We start from the raw sequence: 18461 nt of genomic DNA on the forward strand, positions 1-18461 counted from the left end.
GGGCGCGGTCACGCCACCACCGCGGCTCCGTTCCGAGCGGGTGGCCGGGTGGCTGAGCGGTCACGGGGACGGCCCCTTCGAGCCGATGAGAACTCCGATCAGTCCGCCGACGGCTGCGCCGAGCAACGGACCGAGATAGGCAAGAGCGGGGACGTGGGCGATCGACTTCCTGCGGGGCATGGACGGAGACCGGAAAAACACCTCCGGCGGGACGAAGCCCGTCACCGTGAACCTCGACGCGGGCGAAGGCGACCCGGAGGCCGGATCACCGAGGTGTGGACCCAGCCCTTCACCACCTGCGCCACGGAACCGTCCGGCGGCCTGATCGGCGGCACGGCCCCGTACTGGCAGAGCTTCACGTACGACAAGTCCGGCAACCGGGCCACCGAGATCCAGCACGACCCCACCGGTGACACGGCCAAGGACACCAAGCGGACCTGCGCGTACCCGGAACCGGGTCAGCCGCAGGCCCACGCCCTGAGCGCCGTCACCCCGGTGGCTCCTTCGGGAACCACGACCGGCTCCTACACCTACGACGCGAGCGGGAACACCACCACTCGCCCCGGCCAGAAGCTGAACTGGGACGCCGAGAACCATCTCTCCGAGGTGACCGAGAACGGCAAGACCACCAGCTACGTGTACGACGCGGCGGGCAACCGTCTCATCAGCCGTACCAGCACCGAGGCCACGCTCTACCTGGGCAACACCGAGATCACGGTTCCCACCGGCGCCGACAAGGCGAAAGCGACCCGCTACATCGACCTCGGCGGCGGTCAGACGGCCGTCATCGCGGACGACGGCACGGTCTCCTTCACCATCGCCGACCACCACGGAACCGGCGAACTCGCCATCCAGGCCTCGGACCTGGCCCTCACCCAGCGTCGCACACTCCCGTTCGGTGCGACCCGTGGCACGAAGCCGGCCAACTGGCCCGGCACCAAGGGCTTCGTCGGCGGCACCGACGACACCAAGTCCACCGGCCTCACCCACCTCAGCGCCCACGAGTACGACCCCGAACTCGGCCGCTTCATCTCCGTGGACCCGATCCTCGACCTGAGCGATCCCCAGCAGATGAACGGCTACACGTACGGCAACAACAACCCCGCCACCCTCAGCGATCCGACGAGCTTGTGGATCGATGACGGAACCGGTCACAGTGAGCCCAGGCGCGACGGGAGGCCCTGCCGGGCCTGCGAGCCCCACTCCGGGGAGGTCTGCGGGTGGATCGGTCGGCGGCAGCGACAGCGGCGACGATGACGGGTCCACTCGATGCGACGCAGCCTGCCAGCTTGCTTTGGAGGCGTGGAAGAAGGGAGTGCCCGTCAAGGTTCCAGCGGTCCATTCGTACACCATCCTTTTCGCCTGGATCGTGGGTCTGGCACCTTCTTCCTGGCCTTTCGGGGAAGGAGGCGAGTTCACGGACCAAGTCAAGCGGCTGCGGTGGCAGGCCAGGTAGGGAAGCTAGCCCAGACGCTCGAAGACGGACTTTTTCTGCTGAGCGGTGGTAATTGGATGGACTCGGTCAACGAGGGGCGGTCGTTCAGCACCTCGAGTCTCGTCGTGGGCTCTTTTGCACTCTCGCGGCTCTCAGGGTGGTCTTCGATCGTGCTCTAAAGGCTTTCCCGGAGGGGCAGAAGCATGTGGAGATAAGCGTCACGTGGAGTGAGTGGATTGAAGTCCGTTAGTCGCATCGGGATGGGCGCCGTGCTGCTCGTTCAGATTCTTGGTGTCAGTGCTTGTTCCGCCGGGTGGGGTGGCGGATCCGGAATGCCGCCGGTTTCCGAGGGTGCCATTTACGGTTCCTGGAAAGGGGGTGGCGGGGAGTCTGTCGAGTTCGAACAAGGTGGTATTGTTCGACTTTTTGGATTCTCGTGCGCCGATCTTTTTCCTGACGGTTCCGGAAAGGGGAAAATTGACTCCGAAGGGAAATGGATGATCAAGAGCCCTAGAATGGGCGGGGAACCCTGGGTTGAAGTGACAAATTCTCGGTCGATGTGTGGAGTTGCAGAAGGCTCCGAGACGGGTTTCTACATCAGCGAAGAAGAAGGGAGCACTGTTCTCCACCTCAGGGATCCTGGGATGGATGAGGAGAGGCTAAACTTCTTCAAGGTGATGGAATGAGATAGCCTCAATTCTCACCCGAGGTGGGTCTGTGGTCAGCTGTGATGCTGAACCAATAGTCGAATCGGCCGTTTGCGGGCCTCGGCTGCGGATCTATGCCCCCGTCAACGCGTTGTTGGCGGGGGCGCGGTGTTTTGACGGTGGTTGATGTCGGAGTCGGCGGCTGTGGCCAGGCTGGCCTCACTCGCATGAGGATGCTGAAGGCGGCGACGGGCTGCGCATGCGGTGCCCGCGTCGGCCGTTGACCTCCGTCGTGGCCTCCCGGTACGCGTCGGTGGCGCGGGTGAAGTAGTCGAAGAGGACGGCGCGTTGCTCGGGGGAGTAGCCCTCGATGAGGGCGCCGATCCGCTCCCGGGCCGGGGTCATGGCCTCGTCCAGGCCGCCGGGGCGGGCGGTGGGTTCGACGACGACCTTGCGGCGGTCGTGGGGGTCGGCGGCGCGGTGGACGTAGCCGGCCTGCTCCAGGCGGTCGATCAGGCGGGTGGTCGGGCCGGTGGTCAGGCCGGTGCGGCGGCCCAGTTCGCCCGGGGTCATGGCGCCGTCCAGGGCCAGGATGTTGAGCGCGTACAGATCGGTGGCCCCCAGGCCGACCGCCTTGGCCCCGGCGTGGCCGTGCAGCAGTACGGCGCTGAGGTACCGCCGGTAGACGGCCCCGGCGTCCTCGGGCATCGGCTCGGACGTTGACACGCGATCCACCCCTCCCTAATCTCTTCTTTGGAGAAGAGAAATCCTCTGTGAAGTTAATTCCTGCGTGAAGTTATCACGAGAGGTCGTGGACCGCATGGACGTCCCGCCCGGCAATCGCACCGGCGCCGACACGGAAGCCGCCGTCACCGCCCTTCTGGGCCGCCTCGCCGCCGCTTGGAACGCGGGGGACGGGGCCGCCTACGGCGCCGAGTTCACCGCCGACGCCACGTACATCACCTACGTCGGCACCCTCTACACCGGCGCGGCCGAGATCGGCGCCGCGCACCAGGACCTGTTCGGCAGCCTCCTCAAGGGCACCCGGTTGGCGAGCGAGACCGTGGGCATCCGCCGCACCGGGCCCGGCACCGCCCTGGCCGTCACCCGGGGCGACGTCCACAAGGGCGCCCGGCCCGGCCGGCTCGGCAAGATCCAGACGTACGCCCTGGTTCTAGGGGCGGCGGGGGAGTGGAAGGTCGCCGCGTTCCAGAACACCCGGCGCCGACCCCTCCTGGAGAAGCTCTCCTTCCGTGCCCGGCCCGCCACCCGGCCCGCGCCCCGGGGCGTGTCGCTCGGCTTCGGCCGGGCGGCGTGACGTCACGTCACCCGGCGGAGGCTCGGCGGTCCCGCCCGCTCCGGAGTCGATGAAGGCTGAAAGCGTTCTCCCGTAAGAGGGCGGATGTCCGCGCGACCGCGTGCGGGTCGGGGCCTCGGTGGTGAGGTGAAGGCGCGGTATTCCGGCGTCACCCCCGGGTGTCGGCGCGCCCCTCCCCCTGCTGGCGCGACCGTGCGCGAGAGATCCCGGCCCTCCCGGGATGGGCGGGAGGCGGTGAAGCCGTAGGGTCCGGCAGTGGCGGGATCGTGAGTACGCTGCCACGCCCGAGGGTGAGGGGCGGCGGCTCCGTCCCAGGTGGAAGCGGCTCTGTCCGGCCCGCCGCAGGGCATGGCGGCGGGAGAGGGATGGTTTTGCGCCGATCTCACCGGGGGTGTTCGGGTCGGTGTGCCGTTCCGGGGGTCCGGGGGCGCCGGACCCCTCGCGCGGTCCAGGAGGCCCGGCGCGGCCCGTGGTTCCCGGGTTCGGTGAATGTGCCGCCGGAATACCCCGATGCCCCGGGGGCGTGCGCCCCCCTCGGGTGGCGGCGGAGTGTACCCACACCGTGAGCGCGCCACCCGTCGCCACGCCCTCCCCCGTTCCCCTAAGTGGCTGAACTTTTCCTGTTTCGAAGACAGTTGGCGGGGGAAGCGGCATAACCTTCACCGGGTGAACCAGTTGATGTCCCGCGAGTCCGACGCCGAGCCGACGCCCCACGCCCAGCCGCTCCCCGGCACCCTCCCCGAGGCCCTGCGTGCCGAGCTGATCGCCTTCCGGCGTGACCTCCACATGCACCCCGAGCTGGGCAACCAGGAGTTCCGGACCACCGCGGCCATCAAGGCCCGGCTGGAGAAGGCCGGGCTGAAGCCCCGGATCCTCGACACCGGCACCGGGCTCCTCTGCGACGTCGGCACGCGCGACGCGTCCACCGCGCCCATGCTCGCCCTGCGCGCGGACATCGACGCCCTGCCGATTCCGGACACCAAGGCGGGGGTGGCGTACCGCTCCACCGTCCCCGACCGGGCGCACGCCTGCGGGCACGACGTCCACACCACCTCGGTCCTCGGCGCCGGCCTCGTCCTCGCCGAGCTGGACCGGCAGGGGCTGCTCCCCAACCCGGTGCGGCTGATCTTCCAGCCCGCCGAGGAGGTGCTGCCCGGCGGTGCGCCCGAGACGATCCTGTCCGGGGCTCTGGAGGGCGTCGGGCGGATCATCGGGGTGCACTGCGACCCGAAGGTGGACGTGGGCCGGATCGGGCTGCGGGTCGGGGCGATCACCTCGGCCTGCGACCGGCTGGAGGTCAGTCTGGACGGGCCCGGCGGCCACACCGCCCGCCCCCACCTCACCACCGACCTGGTCACCGCCGCCGCCAAGGTCGCCACGGAGGTGCCCGCGCTGCTGGCCCGCCGGGTCGACGCCCGCGCCGGCCTCGCCGTGACCTGGGGCCGCCTCCAGTCGGGCCACGCCTGCAACGTGATCCCGCAGCACGCCGAGCTCTCCGGCACCGTCCGCTGCCTGGAGCTGGACGCCTGGCGCGAGGCGCCCGACCTGGTGCACGCCGCGATCGACCAGGTGGCCGGGATGCACGGCGCCAAGTCGATGGTCGACTACGTCCGCGGCGTCCCCCCGGTCGTCAACGACGCCGCCGTGATCGATCTGCTCGCCGAGGCGATGACCGCCCGTCGCGGGGCCGACGCCATCGAGCCCACCGAGCAGAGCCTGGGCGGCGAGGACTTCTCCTGGTACCTGGAGCACGTCCCCGGCGCCATGGCCCGGCTCGGCGTCCGCACCCCCGGCGACACCGCCGGGCTCGACCTGCACCGCGGAGATTTCGACGCCGACGAGGAGGCGATCACGGTCGCCGTGGAGCTGTTCACTGCCTCCGCGTTGCTCACCCGCAACCAAGCGTGACCGGGAGTGTCACCTCCGGTTCGCGACGATCCGATAACGGCTTCCGTACAGGGCTTTATCTGACATCTACGCGCGTTACGATCGCGGCGAAACCAGCGCCGGAAGAGGCGCTTCGGTCAGGTTTGAAGGAGCCTTCCCTTGCGCCGGATCACTAGGATTGCCGCTGTGGGCACCATGTCCGCGGCACTCGCGCTCAGCGTGGCAGCGTGCGGCAAATCGTCCTCCTCGTCGAGCAGCAGCTCCGACTCGAAGGGGAGCAAGACCGCCCTCGCGTACGACATCGGCGGCCGTGGTGACCAGTCGTTCAACGACGCCGCGTACGCGGGCCTGGCCAAGGCCGAGAAGGACCTCGGCGTCAAGGGCACCGAGGCCGAGCCCTCCGACGGCGAGTCGGACGCGGACAAGGTCCAGCGCCTCACCTCGCTGGCCCGCGCCGGGAACAACCCGGTGATCGGCGTCGGCTTCGCCTACGCGCCCGCCATCAAGAAGGTCGCGCCGAAGTTCCCGAAGGTCACCTTCGGCATCATCGACGACGCCTCGGTGACCGGCCCGAACATCGCGAACATCGTGTTCAACGAGGAGCAGGGCTCCTACCTCGCGGGTGTCGCCGCCGCCAAGGTCACCAAGACCAAGACGGTCGGCTTCATCGGTGGTGTCGAGACGCCGCTGATCAAGAAGTTCGAGGCGGGCTTCACCCAGGGCGTCAAGGACACCAACTCCGCGATCAAGGTGATCCCCCAGTACCTGACCCAGCCGCCGAACTTCGACGGCTTCTCCAAGCCCGACCTCGGCAAGGCCGCGGCCCAGGGGCAGCTCGACAAGGGCGCCGACGTGATCTACTCGGCGGCCGGTCTGGCCGGTTCCGGTGCGATCGAGGCCGTCTCCAAGGCCGGCAAGTGGAACATCGGCGTCGACTCCGACCAGTACAGCCAGAAGGGCCTCGCCGCCTACAAGGAGTCGATCCTGACCTCGGTCACAAAGGACGTCGAGGACTCCGTCTCCAACCTGATCAAGTCCGTGCAGGACGGCAAGCCGCAGTCCGGTGAGGTCCGCTACGGCCTGGACAAGGACGGCGTCGGCCTGGCCATGTCCAACCCCGCGTTCACCAAGATGACCGAGGTCATCGCCGCCGTGGACAAGGCGAAGCAGGAGATCGTCGGCGGCAAGATCACCGTCAAGACCGCCCCGTAACGACCGCGGTCGTACGGCTGGTACCCCGTGGGCCCGGAGCCGCAGCATCGCTGCTCCGGGCCCACGGGGGTACCCCCGAAGTGGTTCCGCCCGTTGCAGTGCATTCTCCGGACAGGCCCCGAATCCCGGTGTTCCGGTCCTGTCGCGCACATGTGTTTGACGATTCGACAACACTACGCGTGTAGACAGCCCTCGGGCGCGATAACTTCACCCCGCCCCCCAGCGGGTGTCCGATCGATCCCGCGTGGGCGGGCGGCGTCCGGTGATCCACGCGGAATCGCTCAGACATCCCCTGCCCCTCCGCTCCCGCTCCTGTCCGGCCAAGGAGAGTGCGTCATCAACGCGTCCAGTAGCCCCCCTGCCGTGGAACTGCACGGCATCACGAAGCGCTTCCCCGGCGTCGTCGCCAACCACGACATCGGCATCACCGTCCGCAAGGGCACGGTCCACGCCCTCGTCGGTGAGAACGGTGCCGGCAAGTCCACCCTGATGAAGATCCTCTACGGGATGCAGAAGCCCGACGAGGGCACCATCGCCGTGGACGGCGAGCAGGTCTCGTTCCACAACCCGGGCGACGCCATCGCGCGCGGCATCGGCATGGTGCACCAGCACTTCATGCTCGCCGACAACTTCACCGTTCTGGAGAACGTCGTCCTCGGCGGCGAGAAGCTGCACGGCATCGGCTCCGCGGCCCGGAAGAAGATCAAGGAGATCTCCGACGCGTACGGACTGGGTGTCCGGCCCGACGCGCTGGTCGAGGACCTCGGGGTCGCCGACCGGCAGCGGGTGGAGATCCTCAAGGTCCTCTACCGCGGGGCGCGCATCCTCATCCTCGACGAGCCGACCGCCGTGCTCGTCCCGCAGGAGGTGGACGCGCTCTTCGCGAACCTCCGCGAGCTCAAGGCCGAGGGTCTCACCGTCATCTTCATCTCCCACAAGCTCGGCGAGGTGCTCTCGGTCGCCGACGACATCACGGTGATCCGGCGCGGTACGACCGTGGGCACGGCCGACCCCGCGCACACCACGCCCAAGCAGCTCGCCGAACTCATGGTCGGCAGCGAACTGCCGTCGCCCGAGACCCGCGAGTCCACGGTGACGGACGAGCCGATGCTCCAGGTCGACGGGCTCTCCCTCTCCGTGACGGACCCGGACGGAGTCGTCCGCGACGTGCTGTCCGACGTCGCCTTCACCATCCACAAGGGCGAGGTCCTCGGCATCGCGGGCGTCGAGGGCAACGGTCAGACGGAGCTGATCGACGCCCTCATCGGGATGAAGACGGCGGACGGCGGAGTGATCACCCTGGGCGGCGAGGACATCTCCCGCATGCCCACCCGCAAGCGGCGCGAGAGCGGCATCGGCTACATCCCCGAGGACCGCCACCGGCACGGAATCCTGCTGGAAGCGCCGCTCTGGGAGAACCGGATCCTCGGCCACGTCACCGAGAAGCCCAACAGCCGCGGCTTCCTGCTCGACCCCGGGGCCGCCCGCGAGGACACCGTCCGGATCGTGCGCGAGTACGACGTCCGCACCCCGGGCATCGACGTCACCGCCGCCTCGCTCTCCGGCGGCAACCAGCAGAAGCTGATCGTCGGCCGGGAGATGAGCCATGCCCCCAAGCTCCTGATCGCCGCCCACCCCACCCGGGGCGTGGACGTCGGCGCGCAGGCGCAGATCTGGGACCAGATCCGTGACGCCCGCCGCGAAGGACTCGCCGTCCTGCTCATCTCGGCGGACCTGGACGAGCTGATCGGGCTCTCCGACACCCTGCGGGTCATGTACCGCGGTCGGCTCGTCGCGGACGCGGACCCCGCCACCATCACCCCCGAGGAACTGGGCTCGGCCATGACCGGTGCCGCTGCAGGCCACCTCGAAGCAGCGCCGGAGGACGAGGCATGATGAAGAAACTCGACAAGGACCGGCTGATCCTCGGCTTCGCCGGACCGGCGCTCGCCCTGGTCGTCGCCTTCGCGCTCAGCACCGTCGTGCTGCTCGTGTCGGACCGTGACCCGTTCGAGCTGTACCGGCTGCTGTTCGAGCAGGCGTCGTACTCCGACGTACAGGTACTGATCATCAACCAGGCCGGTACCTACTACCTCGCCGCTCTCGCGGTCGCGGTCGGCTTCCGGATGAACCTCTTCAACATCGGCGTCGACGGCCAGTACCGCCTCGCGGCGATGATGGCCGCCCTCGTCGGCGCCAGTGTCGACCTTCCCGGACCGCTCCAGATCGCTCTGATCGTCATCGTGGCGATGCTGGTCGGCGCGTTCTGGGCAGGCATCGCGGGCGTCCTCAAGACGACCCGGGGAGTGAGCGAGGTCGTCTCGACGATCATGCTCAACTCCATCGCGACCTCGCTGATCGCCTGGCTGATCCTGCCGAAGAACTTCGGTGACCAGGCCGCCGGGTCCAACAACCTCACCACCGGCGAGATCCACGAGTCCGGCTGGTTCCCGGGCCTCTCCCTGGGCCCCGAGTCCGGAGAGATCTACGGCTTCACCTTCGTCGCCGCCGGCTGCGGCCTCGTCTACTGGTTCGTCCTCAACCGCACCCGCTTCGGCTTCGACCTGCGGGCCACCGGCGCCAGCGAGAGCGCCGCCCAGGCATCCGGCGTGGACGCCAAGAAGATGATCCTCACCTCGATGCTGATCTCCGGCGCGGTCGCCGGTCTGGCGGGCATGCCGACGCTGCTCGGCGACACCCACACGTACAGCCTCGACTTCCCGGTCGGTATCGGCTTCACCGGCATCACCATCGCGCTGCTCGGCCGGAACCACCCGGTGGGCATCGCCCTCAGCGCCCTGCTGATCGCCTTCCTGGACAAGGCGTCCTCCCCGCTCGACCAGTTCGGGTTCGAGAAGGAGATCGCCACGATCATGCAGGGCCTGATCGTGATCTCCGTCGTCATCAGCTACGAGCTGGTCCGCCGTTACGGGACCCGCCGTCAGCAGCAGAAGGTCGGCGAAGAGCTCGCCGCCGGCCACGCCCTCACGACCGAGAAGGAGGCGGCCCTGTGAGCACCAGCAAAGTCTCCGCCGCACGCGTCGCCCCCGCGAAGGGCGGCCGTCGCAAGCTCTCCCTGCCCACCGTCCTGCTGCTCGTCGCGGGCGCCCTGGCCCTCGTCTCGCTCGTCCGCCTGATCAGCGGTGCCGACGACGTGACCTCGGTCGGTCAGGTCGCGGGCGCCCTGGAACTGGCCGTTCCCATCGGTCTCGCCGGACTCGGCGGTCTGTGGGCCGAGCGGGCCGGCGTGGTCAACATCGGGCTCGAGGGCATGATGATCCTCGGGACCTGGTTCGGTGCCTGGGCCGGATTCCAGTGGGGTCCCTGGGTGGGTGTCCTGTTCGGCATCATCGGCGGCGCGCTCGGCGGCCTGCTGCACGCGGTCATGACCGTCACCTTCGGCGTGAACCACATCGTCTCCGGTGTGGCGATCAACATCCTCGCCGTCGGCGTCACCCGGTACCTCTCGAACTTCACCTTCGCCAACGACCCGGGCGGCTCCTCCAAGCAGTCCCCCCGCCTGGAGGAGATCGACAAGATCACCATCCCGGGCCTCTCCGACTGGCTGCAGGACCTCCAGCAGCACCACTGGTTCTTCGTCTCCGACCTCGCCGGGATCATCGGCGGGCTCGTCACCGGACTGTCCCTGCTGACCGTCGTCGCCCTGCTGCTGATCCCGGTCACCTGGTGGGTGCTGTGGCGCACGGCGTTCGGTCTGCGGCTCCGCTCCTGCGGCGAGAGCCCGGTGGCCGCCGAGACCCTCGGCGTGAACGTCTACAAGTACAAGTACATCGCCGTCGTCATCTCCGGCGGACTGGCCGGCCTCGGCGGCGCCTTCCTCTCCATCGTCGCCACCAGCATCTACCAGGAGGGCCAGACCGGCGGCCGCGGCTACATCGGTCTCGCCGCGATGATCTTCGGTAACTGGATGCCGGGCGGTATGGCCCTGGGCGCCGGACTCTTCGGCTTCACCGACAGCCTCAAGCTGCGCGGTGGGGCGGAGAACGTGCACGCGATGCTGCTGCTCCTGGCGATCCTGCTGGTGATCGCCGCCGCCGTGCAGCTGTACCGGAAGAAGTACGTGGCCGCGGTGATCGCGGCGGCCTGCTCGGCGCTGCTGTTCACCTGGTACGCGCTGACGGACCAGGTCCCGAGCCAGTTCGTCGACGCCGCCCCGTACGTCACCACGCTGCTCGTGCTGGCCCTGTCGTCGCAGCGCCTGCGGATGCCCAAGGCGGACGGTCTGCCGTACCGGAAGGGCCAGGGCAAGTGACGGCCCTCGCGGAGGTCGACTGGGCGGCGCTGCGGAGCGCCGCGCGGTCCGTGATGACCCGGGCGTACGTCCCGTACTCGCACTACCCGGTCGGCGCCGCGGCGCTGGTCGACGACGGGCGCACGGTCTCCGGCTGCAACGTCGAGAACGCCTCCTACGGCATCGGCCTCTGCGCCGAATGCGGGCTGGTCTCCCAGCTCCAGGCCACCGGCGGCGGCCGCCTCACCCACTTCACCTGCGTGGACGGGGCGGGCGAGGTCCTGGTGCCGTGCGGCCGCTGCCGCCAGCTGCTGTACGAGTTCGGCGGCCCCGAGCTGGTCCTGGAGACCCCGGACGGGCTGCGCACCCTCGACGAGATGCTGCCGCAGGCCTTCGGCCCGGACCACCTGAAGTAGGGGCCCCGAGGCCCTGTCCACCGTGGCCCTCCCGCCCGCCGGGAGGGCCACACCCCTCTCCACCCTCTATGCGCGTAGAGTCAGCCAGGACTCTCGCGTACCGCACGTGTGTACGTAGTACCACCGGCCGGAAGGACTCCCAGGACATGGACGCCATCTCCGTCATCCGCACCAAGCGGGACCGGGGCGAGCTGACCCCCGAGCAGATCGACTGGGTGATCGACGCGTACACCCGCGGCGAGGTCGCCGACGAGCAGATGTCGGCGCTGGCCATGGCGATCCTGCTGAACGGCATGAACCGCACCGAGATCGCCCGCTGGACCGCCGCGATGATCGCCTCCGGCGAGCGGATGGACTTCGCGTCGCTCTCCCGCCCCACCACCGACAAGCACTCCACCGGCGGCGTCGGCGACAAGATCACCCTGCCGCTCGCCCCGCTGGTCGCCGCCTGCGGCGCCGCCGTGCCGCAGCTCAGCGGCCGCGGCCTCGGCCACACCGGCGGCACCCTCGACAAGCTGGAGTCCATCCCCGGCTGGCGGGCCAACCTCTCCAACGAGGAGATGCTCTCCGTCCTGGACACCACCGGCGCGGTCATCTGCGCCGCCGGTGACGGGCTCGCCCCCGCCGACAAGAAGCTGTACGCGCTCCGCGACGTCACCGGCACCGTCGAGGCCATCCCGCTGATCGCCAGCTCCATCATGTCCAAGAAGATCGCCGAGGGCACCGGCGCGCTCGTCCTGGACGTCAAGGTCGGCTCCGGCGCCTTCATGAAGACCATCGAGGACGCCCGCGAACTGGCCTCCACCATGGTCGCGCTGGGCACCGACAGCGGGGTGCGCACGGTCGCCCTGCTCACCGACATGGCCACCCCGCTGGGCCTGACCGCGGGCAACGCCCTGGAGGTGCGCGAGTCGGTCGAGGTGCTGGCCGGCGGCGGCCCCAAGGACGTCGTCGAGCTCACCCTCGCCCTGGCCCGCGAGATGCTGGACGCGGCCGGTCTCAAGGACGCCGACCCGGAGAAGGCCCTCGCCGACGGCTCCGCGATGGACGTCTGGCGCCGGATGATCTCCGCCCAGGGCGGCGACCCGGACGCGGCCCTCCCGGTCGCCCGCGAGCGACACGTGGTCACCGCCCCGTCCACCGGTGTCCTGACCCGTTTGGACGCGTACGACATCGGCGTCGCCGCCTGGCGCCTCGGCGCGGGCCGGGCCCGCAAGGAGGACCCGGTGCAGGCGGGCGCGGGCGTCGAGCTGCACGCCAAGCCGGGCGACCGGGTCACGGCGGGCCAGCCGCTGCTGACCCTGCACACCGACACCCCGGAGAAGTTCGACTACGCCCTGAAGGCACTCCCCGGCGCGTACGACATCGCCGCCCCGGACACGGCCTTCACCGCCACCCCGGTGGTGCGGGAACGTATCGCCTGACCTGCGGTTTCCTCGTGCGGGTGAACGGGACCGGTGGACCACCGCCGGTCCCGTTCAGCATGCTGGACTCGGTGACGCACCTATGAAGGAGACCGCCATGAGCGCACTCACCGTCGATCCCGCCCCGGGCCACGGCCGGGAATGGGACGACCTCGTCCGGATCTGGGAGGAGACGGACGCACCCGAGGGCTGCGAGGTGGAGATCATCGAGGGGATCGTCACCGTGTCACCGCCGCCGTCCAAGGACCACAACACCACTGCGGAGCTTCTGCAACGCAGGCTCTACAGCGTCATCCCGGAGGACTGGGGGATCTACCAGACCCTCGGCGTCTCGGTACCGGGAAGGGCCGGGCTCTACAGTCCCGATCTCGTCGCCGTACCACGGGCGATGGCGACCGGACCGGGGAACCGCATCCCCGCCGAGGAGGCCCGGCTCGTCGTCGAGATCACTTCCCGGGCCAATGCCAACCACGACCGCATCGGCAAGGTGCGCGGCTACGCGAAGGCCGGCGTCGAGCTGTTCCTGCTGCTCGACCCGTGGCACTCGGGCCGCCCCACCGCCACGCTCTACGGGGAACCCGACGGCGCCACCTACCGGGTGCTGGAGACGGTCGAGTACGGGGAGAAGCTGACGCTGCCCGAGCCGTTCGGGCTTGTCCTGGACACCGGCGTCTTCCCGGTGTCCTGAGCCGTTCGCGGTCCCGAGGCTTTCACGCGCAACGGCCCGCCGAGGAGGGGGGAACTCTCCCGGCGGGCCGTCGTTCAGGTGCGCGGGCGGTCGGCCGTTCGGCCCACCGCCCGCCGCGGGTTACTTGCCGAAGTACGCGTCGTAGATCGAGACCGACGCCTTGTTGCCCTTCTTGTCCGTGACGTTGGCCCGGTAGGAGATGGACTTGCCCTTGCCCGGGTTCTTCACGGAGATCTTCCCGGACTTGACCGTGACCTTCTTCCAGGTCTTGCCGGAGTTGTAACTGACGTACACCGTCAGCGACTTGAGGTTCTTACCGGCGGCCGAGCCCTGCACCTTCACCGGCACCGAGGCGGTCCGGCCGGCGGTGACCTTGCCGTCCGTCGTCACGTTGGGCGTGAAGCGGACGGTGGAGACCGGCAGGGACTGCTCGGTGGCCTTCTTGGAGCGGAAGGTCCAGCTCGCGTCGATCCGGCTGGTGACGGCGGTGGCCTTCGGGTCGAGCTTGACCGAGGTCGTCAGCCGGTAGTCGGCGGCGCCGGACGGGACGGTGAAGGGCTCGCCCTCCACCGGGTCCTTGCTCTGGGCGTACTTCACACCGTTGCGGTACAGCACGGTCTTCACCGAGGTGTACGCCTGGAAGCCGAGGTTGCCGCTTCCGTCGGCCGCGAGCGGGATGGCCGGGAAGATCTCGTTGCCGTCGCGGAAGATGCCGGTGCCCCGGCCGAGGCCCGGGCCGAACACCGCGGTGTTCACGGTCTTCGTGTACTTCTTGCCCGCCTTGTACGTGGCCGGGTTGCCGATGGAGTACATCGCGTCGGTGGCCGGGATGCCGTCGGAGTCCACCGCGCCGTCCTGGGCGAAGTCGAGGGCCCACTTCACCTTGTCGGCGGTCGAGAGGTACTGCGTGACCTTGCCCGGCAGCTTGTGCAGGGACCAGGCCGACCAGCCGCCGTTGGAACCGGGCAGCTCGCCCGAGGCGGCGAACTCACCGGTCTTGCCCTTGCGGGAGGCGCCCATGGTGACGTCCACCCGGGACAGCTGGGCGGCGGTGAACTTCCGGCTGTAGCCGGTCGAGGCCTTGCTCACCGGACCGCCGACGGCGATGTCGTACCGGGTCGAGGCGCCCTTGGTCCATGTGCCGATCCAGTGCGCGGAGAGCGAGCCGTCGGTGACCGAGGGGCCGACGTGCGCGGTGCGCAGGCTCTTGAACGTGTCCAGCAGCCAGCCGTACCCGTACGACGTGTTCGCGTTGTCGAACTGGAGGTCGGGGGAGGCCAGCAGGCTCTTCGTGCCGGTGGCCGGCAGCGTGATGTCGATCGGCTTCGCCTTGCGGGCGTCGAACGTCACGGTGAGGTTCTTGTTGACGTCCAGCTTCGGCTGCGAGATCCAGTCGGCGCCCTTGGAGAGGTCCTCCGGGTCGATGTACACGCCCGAGTTGAGCGTGTAACCGCCCTTGGGAACGCGCACCTTGACGAGCCCCTTGTCGGTCTCGTTCGAGAGCCAGACCCCGAGCCCCGCACCGGACAGGCCGAAGAGATCGGTGTCGGCGTACGCGGCGGGCCGGCCGTCCCGGCCGAGGACCTTGACCGTGACGTCGTACGACTCGATCTCGCGCTCGACCGCGGCCGCGGTGCGCACGGTCTGGCCGCCGCCGGTGCCGACGACGTACGCGGAGTAGCTGCCGTCCGCCGTCCCGCCGAGCTTGGTGTTCACGGTCAGCGGTACGTCGGCGGTGCCGCCCGCGGGCACGGTCACCTTGTCGACGCCGAGGGCGAAGAAGCCGGCCGGGGCGGGCTTGCCCTTCGGGCCGGTGGCCGTGACCGAGAGGTCGAGGGTGACATCGGTGGTGCCGAGGTTGCGGTACGTCACGGTCTTGGTGACCGGGGCGTCGTCGGTGTGCGGCCACTGGTGCACGCCGAAGCTCACCGAGACCGGGTCGGCGACCACGGTCTGCTCGATCGCCCGGTCCACCGCGATCCGGCCCGAGCCCTGCTCGAACGGCGTGTACGCGCCCGGCTTCGTCGAGGCCGTCAGCGCGCCCTTGAGCTCGGCGTACGTCCAGTCGGGGTGCTGCTGCTTGAGGAGCGCCGCGGCGCCCGCCACGTGCGGGGTCGCCATCGACGTACCGGAGATCGTCAGGTAGCCCGGCGGGTTCTGGCCGACCTCCTTGTCGATCTCGGAGCCGGGGGCGGCGGCCGCCGTGATGTCCACGCCGGGGGCGGTGACATCGGGCTTGATCGCCCCGTCGCCGACGCGCGGGCCCCGGCTGGAGAAGTCGGCCAGCACGTCCTTGTCGTCGACCGCGCCGACGGTCAGTGCGGAGTCCGCGCTGCCGGGCGAGCCGACCGTACCGGCTTCGTCGCCCTCGTTGCCCGCCGCGATGGCGAACAGCACGCCCTTGTCGGCGGAGAGCTTGTCGACCGCCGCTTCCAGCGGGTCGACCTCCGGGGTGTCCTGGCCGCCGAGGCTCAGGTTGATGATGTCGGCGCCCTGGGCGACCGCCCACTCCATCCCGGCCAGGATGCCGGAGTCGTCGCCGAAGCCGTCGTCGTCGAGGACCTTGCCCTCGAGGAGCTCGGCGTCCGGGGCGACCCCCTTGAACTTGCCGCCCGACTTGGCGCCGGAACCGGCCGCGATCGAGGAGACGTGGGTGCCGTGGCCGACCCGGTCCTTGGTGTCGGGCGAGGCGGTGAAGTTCTTCGAGTCGAGGATCCGGCCCTGGAGGTCGGGGTGGGTGGCGTCCACACCGGTGTCCAGGACGGCGATCTTCACGCCCTTGCCGGTGTACCCGGACTTCCAGGCGGTGGGGGCGCCGATCTGCGGCACGCTCTTGTCGAGGCTGGCCCGACGCACACCGTCCAGCCAGACCCGGTCGATCCCGGCGGCGGTGGTGCGCTGCACGCTCTTCGCGGGGCGGGTGGTGAGCGCCTGCCAGATGTCCTGCGCGTCCTCCTGCGGCGTGGTCACCGACTGGGCGTTCAGCGTGGCCAGGTTCCGGCGGACCTCGGTGGAGCCCGCGTCGCGGACCTCCGCCTTGGCGGCCGCGGCCCGGGCGCCCCGGTAGGAGACGATCAGCTTCAGGCCGGACTTCTGGGACCGGCGGTACTCCGGCCGGCTCAGCTCCGTGACGTCGAACAGCCGGCGGTCAAGCTTCCCCGAGCTGATCAGCCGGTGGGCGTCGGCCGGGATGAGCAGGGTGTGCCCGTCGTGGGTCTGCCGCTGCACGGGTATGTGCTCGCGCCCCTTGGCCGGGCGGAAGGAGACGACCCTGCCCTTGGCGTCCACGGTGACCCGGTCGCCGGTGATGAGGGTCAGTTCGTGCCCGGCGGCCGATCCGGCACCGGCCACGCGGGCGATGGCGGGCCCGCCGTTGCCGGGCTGGGCCACGGCCGGGCTGGTCATCCCGGCCGCGAGCGCCACGGCGGCTGCCGCGGCTACGGTCGAAACACACGCGCTTCTCACGTGTTTGCGCAACTCTCCCCCTGGAGAATCAGGCGGCCCCGAGGGCCGGTTCATGTACCTAGAGTCGAGATCACTCGAAAAGGTTCACAGAAGTCGCACAGATAACCGGAGTTGACGGAAGTTCATCGCCCGTTGCCCGGGGTTCCGGAGGCCCGCCCGGGCGCGCCGAGACCCGCCGCGGCCAAGCGGGACACAGGGGAGGGGCGGGACGGGGACGGGGCGGGCGGCGGCGGACGGTCCACGGGCCGGCGATGAGTTTCGGCCGCCGCATCGGTCAACCGGTCGTGGAACCCATCGAATCCGTCACCCCGGGCGCTCTCGTCGTCACCGGCCATGTCACCAGAGACGTGGTGCCGGGACTCTGCGCCGAGCTGGAATCACTGCTGTACGCGCCCGACGGCACCGTCCGCCACCCGGGCGCGGAGGTGGACTGCGACGTGGGCGGGGTCGCGCGGGCGGATCTGGCCCTGGTCGAGGCGGTCGCGCGGCTGGGGCTGGTGGCCCGCCGGGCGGGCGGCGGAAGGCTGCGGCTGCGCAACGCGCCACCCGAACTGCGCGACCTGCTGGACCTGGTCGGCCTCGCCGACGTGGTGGACGTACGGTGCGCCCCGGAGGCGGGCGGCGCGGTGGGCGGCTGACCGCCGCCCACCGCCGGAGGCCGGGGCCGGGGTCCGCGCGGGGACCCCGGCCGACGGCCTTCCGCGTACGCCGGGCCCTACGCGGCGTCGTCGTCGAGGTGGTCGGGCAGACCGAAGAGCGGGAACCAGCGCGGGGTGTCCAGGAAGCAGTGCATCCCGGTGATCGCCCCGTCCGCGATGTCGATGACCTGCACCGCCCACGGCACGAATCCGGGCCCGTCCGGGTTCGGCTTGTAGTGCGCGAACGCCGGGGTGCCGTTCGCCTCCGTCGCCACCAGACGGGAACCCGCGCAGCCCGCGCCGATGGAGAGCATGAAGCCGGTGATGTCGTCGTGCCCCTGGAGCCAGAGGTCGAACGGCGGCATGGTCATGACGGCGTCCTCGTGGAGCAGCGCCGTCAGCGCCTTCATGTCGTAGCCCTCGAAGGCCGCGACGTACCGTTCCAGGAGCTTGCGCTGCTCCTCGTCGAGCGGGTTGGCGGCGTCGGCCGGCCGGCCCTCGTGCTCGGTGAGGGTGGCCCGGGCGCGCTGGAGGGCGCTGTTCACCGAGGCGACCGTGGTGTCGAGCAGCTCGGCGACCTCGCTCGCCTTCCAGGCCAGCACCTCGCGCAGGATCAGCACGGCGCGCTGCTTGGGCGGCAGATGCTGGAGCGCCGCGACGAACGCGAGCCGCACCGACTCCCGGGCCACCGCGGCCTCCGCCGGGTCGGCCACCGTCGGCAGGACGCGGCCGTCCGGCACCGGCTCCAGCCAGGTGTTCTCCGGCAGCGGGTTGAGCGCCGCCTCGGCGAGCGGGGTCGGGCCGGACAGATCGACCGGGCGGGCCCGCTTCTTCCCCGCGTTCAGCATGTCCAGGCAGACGTTGGTGGCGATCCGGTACAGCCAGGAGCGGAGCGAGGAACGGCCCTCGAACTTGTCGAAGTTGCGCCAGGCACGCACCAGCGTGTCCTGCACCGCGTCCTCCGCCTCGAAGGCGGAGCCGAGCATCCGGTAGCAGTAGCCGGTCAGCTCGACCCGGTGTCCTTCGAGACGGCTGTCGACATCCGCCGTCGCGGTCAGATCGCTCATCGTTCTTTCCAC

15 protein-coding genes are annotated in these 18461 nt (G+C 70.0%); 12 read left to right on the forward strand and 3 right to left on the reverse strand.

Translation table 11 applies throughout. From position 1 onward, the window contains the following. Nucleotides 1–273: 273 nt before the first annotated feature. Together ACF08W_RS11635 and ACF08W_RS11640 are read left to right on the forward strand one after the other, a co-directional pair. Complete coding sequence (locus ACF08W_RS11635) at nt 274–1257, forward strand: RHS repeat-associated core domain-containing protein (RefSeq protein ID WP_392279150.1); 984 nt, start codon at nt 274–276, stop codon at nt 1255–1257. Nucleotides 1258–1704: 447 nt separating this feature from the next. Further along, nucleotides 1705–2121: a hypothetical protein gene (locus ACF08W_RS11640; RefSeq protein ID WP_392279151.1), complete on the forward strand. Its 417-nt coding sequence runs from the start codon at nt 1705–1707 to the stop codon at nt 2119–2121. Between the two features lie 180 nt (nt 2122–2301). On the opposite strand, the gene ACF08W_RS11645 is transcribed toward ACF08W_RS11640, so the two are convergent. After that, entirely contained in the window at nt 2302–2808 is a 507-nt protein-coding gene (locus ACF08W_RS11645; RefSeq protein WP_392279152.1) for a MarR family winged helix-turn-helix transcriptional regulator, read from the reverse strand. Between the two features lie 64 nt (nt 2809–2872). On the opposite strand from ACF08W_RS11645, the gene ACF08W_RS11650 reads away from it, so the two are divergent. The 9 genes from ACF08W_RS11650 (at nt 2873) to ACF08W_RS11690 (ending at nt 13279) form a co-directional block, all read left to right on the forward strand. Continuing rightward, the gene (locus tag ACF08W_RS11650) at nt 2873–3400 is read left to right on the forward strand and encodes an SgcJ/EcaC family oxidoreductase (RefSeq protein WP_392279153.1); all 528 of its coding nucleotides are present in this window, start codon (nt 2873–2875) and stop codon (nt 3398–3400) included. A 678-nt stretch (nt 3401–4078) separates the two neighbouring features. Then, nucleotides 4079–5308: an amidohydrolase gene (locus ACF08W_RS11655; RefSeq protein ID WP_392279232.1), complete on the forward strand. Its 1230-nt coding sequence runs from the start codon at nt 4079–4081 to the stop codon at nt 5306–5308. A gap of 138 nt (nt 5309–5446) precedes the next feature. After that, nucleotides 5447–6499, forward strand: a complete 1053-nt coding sequence (locus ACF08W_RS11660; protein ID WP_352273500.1) for a BMP family ABC transporter substrate-binding protein — start codon at nt 5447–5449, stop codon at nt 6497–6499. A gap of 312 nt (nt 6500–6811) precedes the next feature. Next, on the forward strand, nt 6812–8395 hold the full coding sequence (locus tag ACF08W_RS11665; protein ID WP_392279233.1) for an ABC transporter ATP-binding protein: 1584 nt from the start codon (nt 6812–6814) through the stop codon (nt 8393–8395). Further along, nucleotides 8395–9513: an ABC transporter permease gene (locus tag ACF08W_RS11670; RefSeq protein WP_352273630.1), complete on the forward strand. Its 1119-nt coding sequence runs from the start codon at nt 8395–8397 to the stop codon at nt 9511–9513. The genes ACF08W_RS11665 and ACF08W_RS11670 overlap by 1 nt, the downstream gene beginning before the upstream one ends. Beyond that, a complete protein-coding gene (locus ACF08W_RS11675; RefSeq protein WP_352273498.1) occupies nt 9510–10772 on the forward strand; it encodes an ABC transporter permease in 1263 nt (420 codons plus the stop codon). The genes ACF08W_RS11670 and ACF08W_RS11675 overlap by 4 nt, the downstream gene beginning before the upstream one ends. Then, nucleotides 10769–11167, forward strand: coding sequence for a cytidine deaminase (locus ACF08W_RS11680; RefSeq protein WP_385208563.1), 399 nt, complete (start codon nt 10769–10771; stop codon nt 11165–11167). Before ACF08W_RS11675 ends, ACF08W_RS11680 begins: the two co-directional genes overlap by 4 nt. Before the next feature lie 146 nt (nt 11168–11313). Further along, nucleotides 11314–12591 carry a thymidine phosphorylase gene (locus tag ACF08W_RS11685; protein ID WP_385208566.1) on the forward strand — a complete coding sequence of 426 codons (1278 nt, stop codon included), beginning with the start codon at nt 11314–11316 and terminating at the stop codon, nt 12589–12591. 97 nt (nt 12592–12688) lie between these two features. Continuing rightward, nucleotides 12689–13279 (forward strand): Uma2 family endonuclease, encoded by a 591-nt coding sequence (locus ACF08W_RS11690; protein ID WP_392279154.1) that lies wholly within the window; start codon nt 12689–12691, stop codon nt 13277–13279. A gap of 120 nt (nt 13280–13399) precedes the next feature. Here the strand turns inward: ACF08W_RS11690 and ACF08W_RS11695 are convergent, their stop codons facing one another. Beyond that, entirely contained in the window at nt 13400–16684 is a 3285-nt protein-coding gene (locus ACF08W_RS11695) for a S8 family serine peptidase (RefSeq protein ID WP_392279155.1), read from the reverse strand. A 311-nt stretch (nt 16685–16995) separates the two neighbouring features. On the opposite strand from ACF08W_RS11695, the gene ACF08W_RS11700 reads away from it, so the two are divergent. After that, nucleotides 16996–17382: an STAS domain-containing protein gene (locus ACF08W_RS11700; protein WP_385208571.1), complete on the forward strand. Its 387-nt coding sequence runs from the start codon at nt 16996–16998 to the stop codon at nt 17380–17382. Between the two features lie 77 nt (nt 17383–17459). Here the strand turns inward: ACF08W_RS11700 and ACF08W_RS11705 are convergent, their stop codons facing one another. Further along, complete coding sequence (locus ACF08W_RS11705) at nt 17460–18449, reverse strand: sigma-70 family RNA polymerase sigma factor (RefSeq protein ID WP_385208574.1); 990 nt, start codon at nt 18447–18449, stop codon at nt 17460–17462. Nucleotides 18450–18461 lie beyond the last annotated feature (12 nt).

It is taken from the genome of Streptomyces sp. NPDC015144 (genome assembly GCF_043079735.1).
Taxonomy (GTDB): domain Bacteria; phylum Actinomycetota; class Actinomycetes; order Streptomycetales; family Streptomycetaceae; genus Streptomyces.